Source organism: Acinetobacter sp. UC24323 (assembly GCF_024151445.1).
Lineage (GTDB): Bacteria > Pseudomonadota > Gammaproteobacteria > Pseudomonadales > Moraxellaceae > Acinetobacter > Acinetobacter baumannii.
Genome location: NZ_JAHIBY010000006.1, coordinates 166,664 through 183,477, shown reverse-complemented (window position 1 = coordinate 183,477; position 16,814 = coordinate 166,664). Strand labels below are relative to the sequence as shown.

General features: G+C 39.4%; 17 protein-coding genes. 8 read left to right on the top strand and 9 right to left on the bottom strand.

From position 1 onward, the window contains the following. Positions 1–12: 12 nt before the first annotated feature. From KNQ97_RS10185 to KNQ97_RS10160, 6 genes are all read right to left on the bottom strand, one after another. Positions 13–528 (bottom strand): phosphatidylglycerophosphatase A, encoded by a 516-nt coding sequence (locus KNQ97_RS10185; RefSeq protein ID WP_000380676.1) that lies wholly within the window; start codon positions 526–528, stop codon positions 13–15. Further along, on the bottom strand, positions 506–1,423 hold the full coding sequence (gene thiL / locus KNQ97_RS10180) for a thiamine-phosphate kinase (RefSeq protein ID WP_002057489.1): 918 nt from the start codon (positions 1,421–1,423) through the stop codon (positions 506–508). Before thiL ends, KNQ97_RS10185 begins: the two co-directional genes overlap by 23 nt. Positions 1,424–1,438: 15 nt before the next feature. Continuing rightward, complete coding sequence (gene nusB, locus KNQ97_RS10175) at positions 1,439–1,888, bottom strand: transcription antitermination factor NusB (RefSeq protein WP_000084188.1); 450 nt, start codon at positions 1,886–1,888, stop codon at positions 1,439–1,441. A 3-nt stretch (positions 1,889–1,891) separates the two neighbouring features. Continuing rightward, positions 1,892–2,362 (bottom strand): 6,7-dimethyl-8-ribityllumazine synthase, encoded by a 471-nt coding sequence (gene ribE, locus KNQ97_RS10170; protein ID WP_001007829.1) that lies wholly within the window; start codon positions 2,360–2,362, stop codon positions 1,892–1,894. 11 nt (positions 2,363–2,373) lie between these two features. Beyond that, entirely contained in the window at positions 2,374–3,495 is a 1,122-nt protein-coding gene (gene ribBA, locus KNQ97_RS10165) for a bifunctional 3,4-dihydroxy-2-butanone-4-phosphate synthase/GTP cyclohydrolase II (RefSeq protein WP_001131392.1), read from the bottom strand. A gap of 239 nt (positions 3,496–3,734) precedes the next feature. Continuing rightward, positions 3,735–5,042: a hypothetical protein gene (locus KNQ97_RS10160; RefSeq protein ID WP_002000748.1), complete on the bottom strand. Its 1,308-nt coding sequence runs from the start codon at positions 5,040–5,042 to the stop codon at positions 3,735–3,737. A gap of 59 nt (positions 5,043–5,101) precedes the next feature. Here KNQ97_RS10160 and serB point away from each other — a divergent pair, with 59 nt between their 5' ends. The 3 genes from serB to KNQ97_RS10145 all read left to right on the top strand — a co-directional run bounded on the left by serB (position 5,102) and on the right by KNQ97_RS10145 (position 7,803). Beyond that, positions 5,102–6,325: a phosphoserine phosphatase SerB gene (gene serB / locus KNQ97_RS10155; RefSeq protein WP_064479398.1), complete on the top strand. Its 1,224-nt coding sequence runs from the start codon at positions 5,102–5,104 to the stop codon at positions 6,323–6,325. A gap of 409 nt (positions 6,326–6,734) precedes the next feature. Next, positions 6,735–7,070, top strand: a complete 336-nt coding sequence (gene aciT, locus KNQ97_RS10150; RefSeq protein ID WP_000255593.1) for a ciprofloxacin tolerance protein AciT — start codon at positions 6,735–6,737, stop codon at positions 7,068–7,070. Positions 7,071–7,323: 253 nt separating this feature from the next. Next, positions 7,324–7,803 carry a hypothetical protein gene (locus KNQ97_RS10145; RefSeq protein WP_000778126.1) on the top strand — a complete coding sequence of 160 codons (480 nt, stop codon included), beginning with the start codon at positions 7,324–7,326 and terminating at the stop codon, positions 7,801–7,803. 39 nt (positions 7,804–7,842) lie between these two features. Here the strand turns inward: KNQ97_RS10145 and dtd are convergent, their stop codons facing one another. Next, positions 7,843–8,286 (bottom strand): D-aminoacyl-tRNA deacylase, encoded by a 444-nt coding sequence (dtd, locus tag KNQ97_RS10140; protein WP_253612178.1) that lies wholly within the window; start codon positions 8,284–8,286, stop codon positions 7,843–7,845. A gap of 168 nt (positions 8,287–8,454) precedes the next feature. Between dtd and pncB the strand changes: the two genes are divergently transcribed. From pncB to KNQ97_RS10120, 4 genes are all read left to right on the top strand, one after another. Next, positions 8,455–9,669, top strand: a complete 1,215-nt coding sequence (gene pncB / locus KNQ97_RS10135) for a nicotinate phosphoribosyltransferase (RefSeq protein WP_000074560.1) — start codon at positions 8,455–8,457, stop codon at positions 9,667–9,669. Positions 9,670–9,819: 150 nt separating this feature from the next. Next, positions 9,820–10,668: a sulfurtransferase gene (locus KNQ97_RS10130; RefSeq protein WP_000174475.1), complete on the top strand. Its 849-nt coding sequence runs from the start codon at positions 9,820–9,822 to the stop codon at positions 10,666–10,668. After that, the gene (asd, locus tag KNQ97_RS10125) at positions 10,665–11,516 is read left to right on the top strand and encodes an archaetidylserine decarboxylase (RefSeq protein WP_031977914.1); all 852 of its coding nucleotides are present in this window, start codon (positions 10,665–10,667) and stop codon (positions 11,514–11,516) included. Before KNQ97_RS10130 ends, asd begins: the two co-directional genes overlap by 4 nt. Positions 11,517–11,944: 428 nt before the next feature. Continuing rightward, the gene (locus KNQ97_RS10120) at positions 11,945–13,165 is read left to right on the top strand and encodes an acetamidase/formamidase family protein (RefSeq protein WP_031977912.1); all 1,221 of its coding nucleotides are present in this window, start codon (positions 11,945–11,947) and stop codon (positions 13,163–13,165) included. A gap of 26 nt (positions 13,166–13,191) precedes the next feature. On the opposite strand, the gene KNQ97_RS10115 is transcribed toward KNQ97_RS10120, so the two are convergent. Continuing rightward, complete coding sequence (locus KNQ97_RS10115; protein ID WP_253612176.1) at positions 13,192–13,950, bottom strand: AcfC family putative adhesin; 759 nt, start codon at positions 13,948–13,950, stop codon at positions 13,192–13,194. A gap of 237 nt (positions 13,951–14,187) precedes the next feature. On the opposite strand from KNQ97_RS10115, the gene KNQ97_RS10110 reads away from it, so the two are divergent. Next, positions 14,188–15,384: an alpha/beta fold hydrolase gene (locus KNQ97_RS10110; protein WP_253612174.1), complete on the top strand. Its 1,197-nt coding sequence runs from the start codon at positions 14,188–14,190 to the stop codon at positions 15,382–15,384. A gap of 69 nt (positions 15,385–15,453) precedes the next feature. Here the strand turns inward: KNQ97_RS10110 and phoR are convergent, their stop codons facing one another. Continuing rightward, positions 15,454–16,812 (bottom strand): phosphate regulon sensor histidine kinase PhoR, encoded by a 1,359-nt coding sequence (gene phoR, locus KNQ97_RS10105; RefSeq protein WP_000273191.1) that lies wholly within the window; start codon positions 16,810–16,812, stop codon positions 15,454–15,456. Positions 16,813–16,814 lie beyond the last annotated feature (2 nt).

Genomic DNA, 16,814 nt, shown 5'->3' with positions numbered 1-16,814 from the left:
AACTCGAATGATTTAACTCAAATGGATAATAATTAGTGTACAAAGAGCAGCCCATACACCGGCAATAATATCGTCAAGCATAATACCAAAACCACCGTGTACTTGGCGATCAATGACGCGTATAGGCCAAGGTTTCCAAACATCGAAAATTCGAAATAATATAAATCCTGTAATTACCCAAATCCAATTTATTTGTTGTAAATAGAGTAGGGGAAGAAAGGTAATAGATTGTCCTGCAAATTCATCCCACACAATTCGACCATCATCGTGTACGTTGATTACTTTTGCAGTTTGACCGCAAATATAAATACCCACCACTGACATGATGAGAATAGCGATTAAACTTAAAGTAAACCCGAGAGATAACCAGATGGGAACAAAAAGTAAGGCGAAAGCAGAGCCAAAAGTACCAGGTGCTTTAGGAGCAAGACCAGATCCAAAACCAACCCCACAGAAAACGATGCAGCGGTTGAACCAAGACATGTCTTTAAAATGAATCGGCGGTTTATGCAAAGTGTTGGTATCCATGAATTTGCAATGGGTAATCTGAACCCAAATGCTCAAAAGTTAGTTTTGTTTGCTCAACGATCTGTCCGATCATTGTAATCTTAACGTCTAGTTGTTTTTGCAAAAGTTTTTCATAATTTTGCGGTGTTATTGTAAAACATAATTCGTAGTCATCACCACCTGCAAGCGCATATTGCCAACGCTGTTGTTCTTCTAGTTGTTGCAGTACAGGATCAACAGGTAATTTTTCCAGGATGAGTCGTGCTCCAACCTTGGACGCTTTTAAAATATGTCCTAAATCTTGAGCTAAACCATCTGACACATCGATCATGCTAGAGGCGAGCCCTTTTAGCTCTTCTCCAAGCTTACAACGTGGCGTCGGATAGTCCAGTCTTTGTTGTAGGGAATGTCCTAAATGCTGAAGCCCATAAGCAGCATCACCAATCTGCCCACTTACACAAACATAATCACCGACCTTAGCGCCTGAACGTAATACAGCTTTTCCTGTTTCAATCCAGCCCATGGCTGTGACGGTAATGGTAAGGTGCGGACCTTGAGTGGTATCTCCGCCAATTAAGGCAACTCCAAATTGATCACAACAGTCATAGATTCCCTGACTAAATCCTTCAAGCCACTCATGGTCAACTTGAGGCAAGCTGATCGCAAGTAAAATACTATGTGGTTTGGCGCCCATTGCAGCAATATCAGACAGATTTACGGCAACACTTTTCCAGCCAATCGCATGGGGCGAGGTTTCAAGAGGGAAGTGACGTCCAGCAACAAGTGTATCTGCACAGATCACCAATTGTTGATTTGGAGGGGGAGTAATTAAGGCTGAGTCATCACCAATACCAAGCGCAACGTCAGGATGTGACTGACGATTAAAGTATTGGTCAATAATTGAGAACTCAGCCATAGAACATCAAGCCTATTATTTTGCTTGTTGTTTTTCTGCGCTACGCAGTGTCGAACTTAAACGGTCTAATACACCATTGATGTATTTATGACTGTCTGCTCCGCCAAAATGCTTCGCAAGTTCGATTGCTTCATCAAGTACCACACGATATGGAATTTCTAGATGATCACGTAACTCGTAAGCACCTAAACGCAAAGTTGCGAGCTCTACACCATCTAGCGCGTCAATTTCACGGTCAAGTACCGGAATAAGTAACGCATCAAGGTCTTCGTGCTGAGCGATAACTTGAGTAAGTAGTTCGTGATAATAGTTCAAGTCTACCTTGTGCATTGCATTTTCAGCACGTGTACGCGCTTCAATTTCATGTACAGGGTTGTGACTCATTTGCCACTCATAAATACCTTGTACAGCAAAACGACGTGCTTTACGTTTTGCTGCATAAGCGGCTTGCAGTGTTTGAGACATGCTTTAAATTGCCTTTAATAAATTAACCATTTCAATTGCAGTTAAAGCAGCTTCGCTACCTTTGTTTCCTGCTTTTGTACCTGAGCGTTCGATTGCTTGCTCGATGCTGTCAGTAGTTAATACACCATTGATAACAGGCAAGCTGCTTTCTAACGCAACTACACCTAAACCTTTCGCACATTCACCAGCAACAAAGTCAAAGTGAGGTGTGCTACCACGAATGACTGCACCGAGTGCAATGATGGCATCAAACTGGTTTGATGTAGCTAATTTTTTAGCAACGATCGGTAGTTCCCATGCGCCTGGAGCGTGAATAACAGTAATGTTATCTTCATTTACGCCATGACGTTTTAACGTGTCGATCGCGCCTTCTAATAAGTGTTCAACAACAAAACTGTTGAAACGACCCACTAAAATCGCATAACGACCTTCGCTTGCGAGATGTAATAAACCTTCAATACGGCGAATTGCCATAGCAACCTCGATTATTTCGTTGTGATTTGATCAGCAGTGACATATTCCACTACTTCTAAATTAAAGCCAGATAAGGCATTGAAACGCAATGGTGAGCTCAGAAGCTTCATTTTTTCAACACCTAAATCACGCAAAATTTGAGCACCAACACCAATAGTTTGATATTGATGTGAAAGTGCTGCATTGGATTTCACCGGTTTTGGCTTAGTTAAATCATCCAACGCTGGTCCCAAGTCTTGCAAATGATCTTGTCCGATCCAGACTAAAACGCCGCGGTCACTTGCTGCAATCGTTTGTAGCGCACGGTCTAGATTCCAAGCCGGTTCACCGTCAGCTTTATTTAGCTTAAGCAAATCGCGAACAGGACTAAAACCATGTACACGTACCGTTGTAACACCTTCTTTTGGCTCACCTTTGACTAAAGCCAAATGAATATCAGGGTTACCTATCTCACGATAGCGATAGAGCTCAAATGAACCATATTCTGTTTGAATCGTTCTTTGATCCAAACGTTCTACAGTTTGCTCATTGGTCATACGGTAGTGGATTAGGTCGGCAATTGTACCAATTTTTAGGCCATGCTTCTCAGCAAAAATTTCTAAATCTGCGCGGCGTGCCATTGTGCCATCTTCTTTGATGATTTCACAAATGACAGATGCAGGCTCAAGACCTGCCAGTCGTGCTAAATCACAACCTGCCTCGGTATGACCTGCACGGTGTAATACACCACCTGGCTGTGCCATGAGTGGGAAAATATGACCCGGTTGTACAATATCGGTTGGTTTGGCATGTGCTGCCACAGCAGCTTGAATCGTGTGAGCACGTTCTGCTGCCGAAATACCTGTGGTAATACCTTCAGCTGCTTCGATAGATAACGTAAAGTTAGTACCATGCTGGGCACCGTTCTGGTCAACCATCAGCGGGAGGTTTAATTGTTTACAACGTTCACGGCTTAAAGTTAAGCAAACTAAACCGCGTGCATGTGTAATCATGAAGTTAATATCTTCAGGGCGTACATGCGTTGCTGCGATGACAAGATCACCTTCATTTTCACGGTCTTCGTCATCCATTAAGATGACCATTTTGCCTGCACGAATATCGGCGACAAGTTCTTCAACACGACTCAGCGGCATTCGCTTTCACCTTTTTTTGTCGTAAGACAATTTCTATTGAATAAATTTCGCATAGTTTACGCTGTTTATAGAATTTTGCCTATGATTCTGATTTATCCAAATTTACGACTCAACATCATAGAACCGGATTTATTTAGATAAATAAATCATAAAGAAATAAAATTATTTAAAATAAATACCATAAATTTAGATAAAAAAACCTAGCCGAATGGCTAGGTTTAAATGCGCACAATAAATTTTTAAGATGCTGCACTACTCGGGCTGTCATTTTGTGGGATTGATTTTTTCCCCATTAAAATTTCAGTTCGAATATTTTGTGCAAGCTCTGCACATTCAGCATTCATACCATTGATCATAAATGCATGACGAGTCATGACATTACTTGGGTTAGGCATTGCAACAAGCTGATAGCTGTCTTGAATTGCTTTAAGCTGTTCATTATCAAGGTAGAGTGCAGATTCTTTCGCATGAAGATGTTGCGCTAAACGTTGAGCAGCTTCTTTGGCATCAATTTGCATTGCTTCTACGGCATTACACACGGCACTGCGAGTTTGTAGCGCAAAGCGTTTATCTTCACGGTAACGCTTATATAAAACATCTGAAAGCAATTGAAAAACCGTACCTACCATAAGTAGACACTCTACAGCGTGTGGATGTGAAGTCGAAATGGCAAGTGTTGCGCCCTCTGCATGAAACTCATCTACAACATCAATATCAGTTGCTTTCAAATGATAATGCTTCGTGCATAGCTCAATACTCTTATTTAAAAAGAGCTGACAAAGTTTAAAGTACGGTACAGAAACAGACTGGTTAACACTACTTAATAACTGTTTAGGGTCATAAAATTGAATATTAAGTGCCAAGGTATTTTGGTCTGTAGACTCTAAGCTTTTTTCTGGTTGTGAGCGAACAATTGGTTTAGCTTTAGCTTGCTGCTGAGCTTGGGCTACCAAGGTCACTGTATTTTGTTTTTCAAGCGCGAGAGCTTGAGTTAACTCTTGAATTTCATGTTTTAAACGGTTTTCTTCGTTAATACGGGCTAAGTATTCACTACGCGTTGGGCGAGCAATGGCACGGTAAGCAAGCCATAATAAAACATGTAAAAACAGTGAGGCTAAAATTGCAAGCCATTGGGTACGAAGAATTTCCCCAATACTTGGTTGAATTAGTGTGATTTCAATAGAACCGACTTTTTTCTCGTTTTGAAGCGCATCACGAACAAAAATTTCACCTTGGCGAGTTTTTGACATGCCGCTTGTTGCCAAAACTTGTTTATTGGCGTCAAGAATACGGATAGATGCCACACTTGGATTGGTCGCATAGCGATTGGCAATCAGAGCTAAAGAGACCGTATTGGCAGGTTCAAGCTCAGATAAGCTGTCTGCAACGAGTTGACTGGTCATGAGCTGACCTTGACTCGCACGGTTTTCATTGAGCTGGTGTGTCGTTGCAATCACCAATAAAAAGGTATGCAATGCAAAACTAATGATCAGTAGGCTAGCAAATAGCCCTTGTCTAGGCGCAATCAAGTTAAACTTCCAAGGCAATTATATTGAAATTCGATTATGATTCTTACAATAGTTGTCACTCAGACTAGAGTCAATTCATGCGAGAAATCATTCTTATATCCTTTTTAGGACCGGACCAACCAAACCAGTTTACCCGATTAATGCAAGTACTATCCGTACATTCATTGCAAATACTGGATGTAGGTCAGGCTGTTATTCATAATCAACTGACATTGGGCATTGTGGTCGCCTCTGAAAATGAAACTGCGACCGCGTTGGCAATGAAAGAGATTTTGATTTTAGCACATGATATTGGCTTAACAGTGCGCTTTAAACCTATCTCGGGCGCAGAATACGATCAATGGGTCAGCGAAGGTGGACGAACTCGTTATATCGTCACGGCTTTAGCACCGGAACTCACTGCTGCACATTTACAAGCCGTTACACAAATTGTGTCTAGCCAAGGCTTTAACATTGAAACTGTAACTCGTTTATCTGGCCGTGTAGATCTTGAAAAAAATAGCACATTGCCTCGCCGTGCTTGTGTACAGTTTGGTTTAAGCAGTGGTCCGACTTTAGATGCTCAAGCTATGCGTGCAGCTTGTTTGCTTCTTTCAAGCGAATTGAATATTGATGTAGCTGTTCAGGAAGATAACGCTTATCGACGTAACCGCCGTTTAGTCTGCTTCGATATGGATTCAACTTTAATTGAACAAGAAGTAATTGATGAATTGGCGCTTGAAGCAGGGGTGGGCGAGCAAGTTGCTGAAATTACTGAAAGAGCGATGCAAGGTGAGTTGGACTTCCAGCAAAGTTTCCGTGCGCGGGTTGCTTTACTCAAAGGTCTTGATGCATCAGTTTTACCTAAAATTGCAGAGCGATTGACGATCACTGAAGGTGCCGAGCGCCTCATTTCGACTTTAAAAGCCCTTGGATATAAAACGGCAATTTTATCTGGTGGCTTCCAATATTTTGCTGAATATTTACAAGCTAAATTAGGCATTGATGAAGTTCACGCTAACGTTTTAGATGTACAAGATGGCGTTGTGACTGGTGAAGTAAAAGGTGTAATTGTTGATGGTGCCCGTAAAGCAGAGTTGCTGCGTGAGCTGGCGAACAAACTCGGTATTTCACTAGAGCAAGCGATGGCTGTTGGCGATGGCGCAAATGATTTACCGATGCTTGCGATTGCAGGACTTGGCGTAGCATATCGTGCTAAACCACTGGTGCGTCAAAATGCAAATCAGGCGATTTCAAGCGTTGGTCTGGATGGAGTACTGTATTTACTCGGTATGCATGATAAAGATTTAAGCCGTGCTTAAATAATAGTGAACAATCATTAAGCGCTGCTCAAGAGTAGCGCTTTTTTTATGCAGAATAGTCATAAAAACAAGCAAGTTATGACAAAATTATGCACAGAAAAAAGGCAATAAAAAAAACTGAAAAAAACTTATTTTGAGGCAAAAAAACAGCATAGTTTTTTGTAATGACACGCCAGAATTGATGCCATATAGGAAGTAGAACTTTTTTAAATTTACAAAAATGTAATGACAAAAGAATGTTGCGACAAAGTATGTCGCATCGACAAATAACAGGTCTTTTTTTCTAAAAAAAAACATCCATAATGCTTTCTAAGCTTCAACACAAATCATGAATTAAAGTTGTTTTTGGAATGAGGTCTGGTGTTCAGACCGAATGTTTTTAGACGTTTTCATTAAGACGGAGGTTTCTATGGTAACAGCGAATTTTGCCGCTATCGCCGGACTCAGCTTAATTGCTGTCGCGCTTGTTGCTGTGTTCTTTTCTCCTTACCGTCGTTGGCTTGGTTTTATGCTTGCAGGGATGTTTTTTTGGGGGCTATTGGAAGTGGTCCGTTTTGGAGTTCAAGTCACTTTTGAAATGCCAGTCACATATAGTTATTTAACTGCACTAAGTCTAGCGATGGTAATGGTTACATTTGTTTTATTACGTGAGGATAAACAGGCACAGAAGGCTTTGGCAAATCGCCAATATATAGAACACACGCCAGTATATGAAGATGATCAGCAGCAATGTTCTAGCCGATAATTTAATTGTTATCTAACGGTAAAAAGGTATGCACAGCATGCCTTTTTTATTTACGAAAACATGATTTTTATTATACAAAGCATTTATTAAAAAATAGCCAGTTATGCTACGATAGACTGGTCTGTTGACGTTTCATATATAGATTGCGTTGCCAATTAGAATATCATCAGTCGATGCACGAAACAGGCAATGGTGAGTCCTTGCTGAGTTTTGCCCCAAGGTTTTCATAAAAATACAATAGGCGTGAATGTTCATGAAACTTTCTTCTATACCTGTAGTCAAGTTACCACTTGTTGATGTCAGTACAGACCCGTTAGATTTATTGGTAGCAGGTTTGGCGCTGCGTATGAAACAGTTGGCACGTACAAGTCCTAAGTTTATTGAGCTAGTGCATGACCGCGCATTCCGCATTCAAATTGGTACTGATTTAGGTGTGGCTCGCCAAATTATTATTAATCATGGTCACATCGATACAGTTGCTGGATCACCTGAAAAAGCTGACTTTATTTTGCAGTTTGCAGATAGCGAACAAGGCGTAAAAACTTTACTCAAAGGTGACCCAACAGCATTTATGACGGGTATGCAAGACGGCAGCATTAAAATGGAAGGCGATTTCAGCTTGCTCGTTTGGTTTAACCAAGCAGCTAAATTGATTCCACCAAAATTACCAAAACCAGTAAAAGATAAAGTACGTCAAGCACGTGCTTTTATTAAAGAAAAAACTGGTCGTTAAGATCTAACAAAAAACTCCCGATTGGGAGTTTTTTTATATCTATGCTTCAACTTCTAAATTGAAAGTGACTGGTCCATCATTAATCAAATGAACTTTCATATCCGCAGCAAAAATACCTGTTTGAACATTTTCAAACTGTGAACGAGTATATTCTACCAACTGTTCATATAGTGCTTTTGCATCGCTAGGTGGCATGGCCGGACCAAAGTCTGGACGTAGTCCTTTTTGCGTTTGAGCCATTAAAGTGAACTGTGAAACAAGCAGGACTCCGCCATTTGCCTGAGATACATTCCAGCCCATTTTGCCTTGCTCATCATCAAAAATACGATATTTCAAAATCTTGTCGATGAGCTTTTGTCCGGTGGCGAGCGTGTCGTCTCGACCGATCCCTAAAAAAACCAATAAGCCATGCTGGATTTCACCGGTCGTTTCACCGTCTACTACTATTTTAGCTTCAAGAACTCGTTGTATTAAAGCGCGCATTGTTAGAGAAAGTTTCTGCAATTAATTGAATGGATGCAGTTTAGCAGAAATTAAATTAAATGATTTTTAAAAGGAAATTTTATGGAACTGCAACAATGGTATAAAAGCTCGCAATTCATCTAGAAAAATATGCTTTAATGCTAAGAAGCAAGCGAATAATCATTGACTATGTCTCCAATTATCCATTCTTTACTTGATACAGACTTGTACAAATTTACGATGCTACAAGTGGTTCTGCATAAATTCCCGCAAACGCATAGCGTCTATCACTTTCGTTGCAGAAATTTAGAAGATACTGTCTATCCATTAGTGGATATTTTGGATGACTTAAACGAGCAACTCGACCATTTATGTAATCTCAAATATAAAGAAGACGAACTACAATATTTAAGAAAATTACGCTTTATTAAAAGCGACTTTGTCGATTATTTAGAATTATTTCAACTCAAACGCCGTTTTATTCATGCGAGTATAGATGAAGAAGGTCGATTAGACATCCGTATTGAAGGGCCAATGGTTCAGGCCATGATGTTTGAGATTTTTGTTTTAGCCATTGTAAATGAATTATATTTTAGCCGGATTAAAACAGATGAAGTCTGGGCTGAAGGCGAGCGTCGTTTACAAGCAAAACTTGAATTAATTCAGCAATACGAAAAATCTCAACTACCGAATGATCCACCATTTTTAGTTTCTGATTTTGGTACCCGCCGCCGTTATAGTTTTGAATGGCAAAAACATGTAGTTGCTGCATTTCATAACACTGTGCCAAATGTGTTCCGTGGTACAAGTAACGTCTTACTTGCCAAAGAGTTAAATATTACGCCAATTGGAACCATGGCCCACGAATTCCTACAAGCTTTTCAGGCACTTGATGTTCGCTTACGTGACTTTCAAAAAGCTGCTTTAGAAACATGGGTTCAAGAATATCGCGGAGACTTAGGAATTGCTTTAACTGACGTAGTTGGTATGGATGCTTTCCTCAGAGATTTTGATTTGTATTTTGCCAAATTATTTGATGGCTTACGTCATGACAGTGGTGATCCGTACGAGTGGGGTGATAAAGCATATGCACACTATCGTAAATTAAAAATTGATACCAAAACCAAAATGTTGACCTTTAGTGATGGCCTTAATTTGCCAAAGGCTTGGGAACTACACCAATATTTCAAAGACCGTTTTCAGGTGAGTTTCGGTATTGGTACTAATTTGACCAATGACATGGGCCAAACACCGCTCAATATTGTATTGAAACTGGTTGAGTGTAATGGCCAATCTGTTGCTAAAATTTCGGACAGCCCTGGCAAAACCATGACTGATAACGATACATTCTTGGCCTATTTACGTCAGGTTTTCCAAATTGAAGAGCTGGATGAAGCAATTTAATTACAATAGAGCTTAAGCGCTTGGCAGCCACTTAAGACTTGAGAATTTTAATATCTGATTTTCTGCTAAACACTAGCAGAAAATCAGAGTTTGATAGATATAAGCTTATGCTAAGATGAAATTAAGCTGGTATAAAAAGTAACCATGACGATGACACTCCCTGATTTTAAACTCGATTTATTAATAGAAGCAGAAGAGTTAGTGCCTTATTTAGGCAATGAATATATCCGTATTGTTGATTTGAGCCGTGCATCAGTTTATGAGCAGCTCCATGTTCCGCATGCTATTCACTTACAGCCTAAATGGTTAGTTGCTCAACATGAAGAAGCAACAGGTGTTTTACCGGATGAAGCAGGTTTACAAGCGCTTATTGAAAAATTGAATATTTCACCAAATCACCACGTGGTGGTCTATGATGATGAAGGTGGAGCATGGGCAGGGCGTTTAATCTGGAATCTCCATTGCTTAGGTTTTACCCGTACAAGTTTAATTAATGGCGGAATTCATGCATGGCTTGGTGCAGGTTTACCCACCACAGCCGAGGTTGAAGAACTTCCTCGAGTTGATAACTTAATTCAGATCGATTTATCACATGCTGCTCAGTTCCGAGTGAACTATGAAGAACTACGCAAACAAGTTGAGCAAGAAAGTGTGCAATTGTGGGATTGCAGAACCAGTGATGAATATAGTGGCGTCCGTTTAGCAGCGCGACGCGGTGGTCACATTCCAAATGCCCTCCATTTTGAATGGAGTACTGCACTTAATCGTCAAAATCATCTAAAATTGCATCCGCTTGAACGCACGCGGCAGCGTCTTGAACAACTTGGGTTCGATTTAAAGCAACCTGTAGTCGTATACTGCCAGTCACATCACCGTTCTGGTTTGGCTTATATTCTGGCTAGACTTTTAGGTTGGGAAGCAAAAGCCTATGATGGTGCGTGGAGTGAATGGGGCAATCGCCTCGATAGTCCTATCATTACTGGAGAATCGCCGTCTTGAGTTTTACATCTCGCTTAAAAAAAGAATTATTTATTAAGGCACAAAATCTTGTTCCTCAGCATCAGTTAAGTCGTGTAGTGGGTAAAGTTGCTGCAAGTGAAAATCCAATTTTAAAAGCTGCTGTTATTCATGCATTTAAAACCAAATACGGCATTGATTTATCGATTGCTGAACAAGGCAATGCACTGAAATATAAATCTTTTAATGATTTCTTTACCCGTGCATTGAAAGACGGCGTACGTTTAGTTGATGAAAATCCGGATAGTATTGTTTCACCAGCGGATGGCGCGATTTCTCAAATTGGTAAAATCACTGCGGGCGAAGTATTTCAAGCAAAAGGCCAAAGTTTCTCTGTAGAAAAGTTAATTGGCGATCCACAACTTGCTCAGCCTTTCCAAGAAGGTGAGTTTGCAACGGTTTATCTTTCTCCACGTGATTATCACCGTGTTCATATGCCATTTTCAGGCACATTAACTGAAACGTTATATGTACCGGGTGAGTTATTTTCAGTAAATCAGGTGACTGCTGAAAATGTACCGGGATTATTTGCCCGTAATGAGCGTATGGTTTGTTTGTTTGATACTGAGCTTGGTCGTATGGCCGTTGTTTTGGTCGGCGCTATGATTGTGGCAGGTATTGAAACTGTGGCAACAGGTAAAGTAAAACCATCGGGTCGTATTGAATTACAGCATCATGAGTTGAAGTTAGAGAAAGGTGCTGAGCTTGGACGTTTTTATTTAGGTTCTACTGCAATTATTTTATTTGAAAAAGATAAAATCGAGTGGGAAAAACGTTATAAAGCCGAGTCCGTTGTTGTCATGGGCGAACGTATGGGACATACCATTTAGTCCATTATATTGCTCCCTAAAAACAAGTAAACCCTGACTTTAATTATTCAGGGTTTTTTTTGATTTAAATTATATAAACCTAAAATATATAATTATGTTTGGATTTATATTATATAGAAATATAATTATTATTAAGTGATCTAAATGAGTACGTTATATAAGCTAGTGTATAAATATGTATCTGGAGAGAGCAAAAATATTAATATGACTGAAAATTAATAAATAAAAACAGAATGAAATATTTAAGTTAGACTTAAGTCGAGGTTTTAATTTTATTTGAAGATAAGTTATTAAATCTAAAAAAATTATTTAGTTTTTTTATAAGCATGAAGCGCTTTTTAGATATTACACAACTTTAGCCTTGGCACAATGCTTGCTAACTATTCAGAACCTTACTGTAACTTTCATATTTTTTAGGTTCTGAAATCATGTTAAAAGTTAAATGTCTGACAGCTTCAGTTTTATCTGTACTTTGTATTTCACTCACTCATGCCAATGATTTTAAAGTTTTAAATCAAATTTCAAAACAACCTACTCAACTTCAAACTGGGGAATATAAAGGGAATTATTATGTTCCATCTACTTTAAATACCATTACATGGGGCTATTTACCAAATCGAGATGCTAAACCCGTGCTTACTGTTCCGTCGGGTAGTGTCGTAACATTTGATACGATTTCTCATGAAGGTTTGCTTGAAGACCAAGGGCGTAATGCTGAAAAGTTCTTTAAATCGAAGGGTGTAAATTCTAATCAAATATTAGAAGATGCAAAAATAATTACGCAATCAAATTTAAAGCATGATTTTCATAAAGATGGGCCGCATATTGTGACAGGTCCTGTTGCAATTGAAGGCGCACAGCCCGGCGATATTTTGAAAGTTGAGGTACTTAAAGTTGAGCCGCGTGTACCTTACGGTGTTATTTCAAATCGACATGGTAAAGGTGCTTTAGTAGGGGAATTTCCTAAAAAAGCAATACAAGAAAATGCATCGGCTGAGCATCCTGAACGCTATGGAAATGTCTCAATTTTCACACCAATTGAAAAAAATGCTAAAGGTGAGTACGAAGGTGTATTAAAAACAGAATCGGGTAAATCAATACGTTTTCCGCTATATCCTTTTATGGGAATTATGGGGGTAGCAGCCAATACTTCTGAGCCTGTTCACTCTGTACCACCTGCAATGTATGGCGGAAATATTGATATTAATGAATTAGGTGCAGGTTCAACCGCTTATTATCCTGTTCAGGTTAAAGGTGCATTATTCTATACGGGTGATAGTCATTTCGCGCAAGGCGATGGAGAGGTGGCATTAACGGCACTAGAAGCTTCAGCCCGTGCCACGTTGAAATTTACCTTACTCAAAGCGGGTAAGGACAAAATACCGGGGAAAGAGTTGAAACAACCTTTAGCTGAAAATGCTGAGTTTTGGATTACACCAGGACTTGATGAAGATCTAGATGAAGCGATGAAGAAATCTACACATGAAGCCATTCGTTTCTTAAACCAAGAATACGGTATTGACGAAGCAACAGCGTATGCCTATTTAAGTGCCGCAACTGATTTTGAAGTTTCACAAGTAGTAGATAAAACCAAAGGTATTCATGCAAAAATCAGAAAAGCTGATTTTAAAGAGTTTGAGAGTAAATAATAAAAAAGGGAGCCAAGCTCCCTTTTTTATTTAGTCCAACCATATTTTTTGAAAATAGCATTACCTTGATGAGACGATAAAAATTCTACAAAACGTTTTGCTTCAGCGACTTTTAAACTATGTTTAGTCAAAGCTACGCCTGTGTCGCGATAGACAACTAGCTCTGGTTCGATAGGTATAATTTGTCCAACGTCTGGGTTACTGATTCCCCAAATATTAAAGACTAACCAAGCATCATAGCTGCTATTTTCTTCCCAGTTTTTCTTGGCAATACCTGTGTTGGCTGCATAGGTGACAATATTCTTTCGAAAAGCTTTTGTTAGTTGAATATTTCCGGTTCTGCCAGCGATATCTTCCCACATACCGACTTGACCTGCACCATGTGTAACTAAAACCTTAACGCCAGATTTAGCTAGGTCTTTAAATCCTTTAATATTTTTAGGATTTCCTTTGCGTACTAAAATGGCTGCGGGGCGTAAATATAAAGGTTCCACCGAATCTTTTATAATTTGCTCAGAAAAAGCATTTTCAAAATCAGACATCATGGCTTCGGAACCGCTATATATAACATCAGCATCTAGTTTCGCTTTTTCAGACCATTGAGCAGTAGGACCAGAATTCACATGAACAGCTATGCCGGTTTTATTGGTGAATTGTTTGGCGGCTTCTTTCATGGCGGGTGCTGGGCCACCCGGACCATATACTTGTACGTCTGCAAAGCTATGGATGGATAGAGAACCGAGAATAAGAAAAATCAGGTAGGGTATAAATTTTTGTTTTGACATTTTAATCGCTATAGTAATTAAGAAAATATCAGCATATATTTTTTATCATTGAAATTGGATTAATTTTTGCAACTATATTTATACTGGATATTTTTAAAATATAGTTTTATTAAATTTCAGTGATTATATTTCAATATATTTTTGACCGAATATAAATATAGATAATTTTATGGTAATTTATATTTTATAAATTGATTATTTAAATAGATGTAATGTAAATAATAGAGGAGTAATCCCTTGATTAGAAAAAGTAATTCTTTATTAAAAATTTTATTTAGCAGTATTTGTTTGATATCTGGTTCTGCTATGGCTGCTCCAATTACAGATTTGAGTAAGCAAATTGTGAGTGAAAAACCGGGCTCAATACTTTCTATAGCGCAACAAGATGTGACGGATTTATTTCTGCATGCAGATCAGCGCTTATTAGTAAATTATCGTAGTCGAGGTGTGAATAACGAGCCTATCGTTGCCTCAGCGTTTATTTTATTACCGAAAGGAACACCACCAAAAAATGGCTGGCCCGTACTAGCTTGGGCGCATGGTACAACAGGAGTAGCCGATACTTGTGCACCTTCGGGTGATTATGCCGGTGGACCAGTTCATTCATATCAGGAAGTTGCTTCAAAAGCGTTAGATGGTTGGCTTGCACGAGGCTATGCAGTAGTCGCACCTGATTATCAAGGTCTGGGTACTTTAGGTGCACATCCTTATATGAATGCAAAGAGCCAATTGCATACAATAGTAGATGCAGTGCGGGCGTTACATATGCTTAAGCCAAAAGATTTTAATAAACAGTGGTTGGTGATGGGGCATAGCCAAGGCGGTGCTGCTGCTATTACCGTGGCGGCTTATGGTCAAAAAGATGCTCCCGAACTAGATTTAAAAGGGGCAATTGCTCTTGCGCCAGGTGGCTATCAATATGAAGGCATTGCAGAATATGTGAAAACTAATCCGAGCCCAGAACCAAGTGTGGCAGCATTTTTCCCAATTGTGTTATTGGGAGCGCAAGCAGCAGAGCCAAGTATTATTCCTGAGAATTTAGTCAGTCCTGAAATGGGCAATGTGCTGACTCAAGCACGTAGCCGTTGTTTATCTGAACTTCAATCTGATTTGAAGAAATCTCCTTCTAGCATATTTCGACCTAATGCAGATTTAAAACCTCTTTTGTCTTATTTAAAACAGCAGTCTATTGAAAATATGGTGCCGACTGTACCGTTAATGATTGTTCAGGGTTCTAAAGATCATTTAGTTGACCCTAGAGGAACATATGCTTATTACCAACAGCTATGTAAATTAAAAAAACCAACAATTTACCAAACGATTGATGGTGGAGATCATCGCGATGCACTACGTCAGAGTAATACTTTTGCCACTGACTTTTTAAATACAATAGAGAAAAAACAGGCGAAATCTTATTGTTCAAATTTTAAATAAATGGATTTAAATGCTACAAAAAAGCCGACTTTTCATAAGTCGGCTTTTTATATTTGAAAAAAGATGATTTTAAGTCATGTTATAGAGTCTTTCTTTTGGAAAAACTGCGGTAAAGGTTGATCCTTCATTTTCTTTAGATTGCACGTCTAAATAGGCGCCGTGTTGCATGAGTACGTGTTTTACAATCGCCAAGCCTAAACCTGTTCCACCGGTTTGACGACTACGGTCGCTGTCCACGCGGTAGAAGCGTTCAGTCAGACGCGGTAAATGTTTAGGGTTAATGCCGATACCGGTATCTTGTACGCTAAAGTAAGCATGCTCACCGTCATCGTGCCAACCAATGGTAATGGTTCCGCCTTTTGGTGTGTACTTAATGGCATTAGTAATTAAATTACTAAATGCGCTGGCAATTTCCATGTCAGAACCGATGAGGTCACAGTGGCTATCAATATGTAAATTGAGTGTATGCCCATAATCGGCATTGTAGGCCTGAGCATCATCAAATAATTGATTCATTAAGCTCGGCATTTCAATAATCTGATTTTTTGCGATTTTCTTATTATTTTCTAAATTTGATAACAGTAGTAAATCATTAACCAACGCATTCATACGTTTGGTTTGAGATTGCATCTGGTCAAATGCACGTTTCCAGCGCGGGTTAATATCTTCTTGGTCGGTAAATGTTTCGATATAACCACTCAGGACGGTTAATGGTGTGCGCAGTTCATGTGAAATATTATCGACGAAGTCTTTACGCATTTGCTCAAGATTATGCATACGAGTCACATCGTATGCCACAAGTAAGCGACTTTCCCCACCAAATCGTGTGAGCTTAACCTGTACATAACGGTCATCATCAAGATTTGAATGGAGTTTAATCCCATCGGGTGCCTGATCAATATTGTTAAAATATTCAATAAAAGTTGGCTGGCGCAAAATGGTTAATAAGTTGCGACCACGGTCAAGTGGACTAATTCCTAGTAAACGCTCTGCGGCTGGGTTCCACCATTCAATTTGATGTTGATCATCAATCAAGACTACCGCTTCGGCGAGTGCAACTAATGAAGATTGAGCGCGGTCAATAAGTCCTACCATTTCCGCTTGAACGATACGTTCTTGGCGCTGGGCACGGTAAACGTTAAATAATAATGCCCCCCAAATTCCGTTGAGGTTCGGAGGGACATCGTATGGATTATTGGCAATCCAGTCATTGACCAAATATAAAGAACGCAACTGAAGTGTAAAAAACACCACAAAGGCAATAAAAATACAGCTCCAGAAATACCCAATTCCTAAACCGACTAAACCTGCAATAATCAGGAAAAATAATAAAAGTCGTAAATCTTGTTTAGCAAACGTCCATAAACTACTGTAGCGGGAAAGCTTTTGTTCACGTACCTGTTCGGGGACGGGGTAGGGTTCATACATAA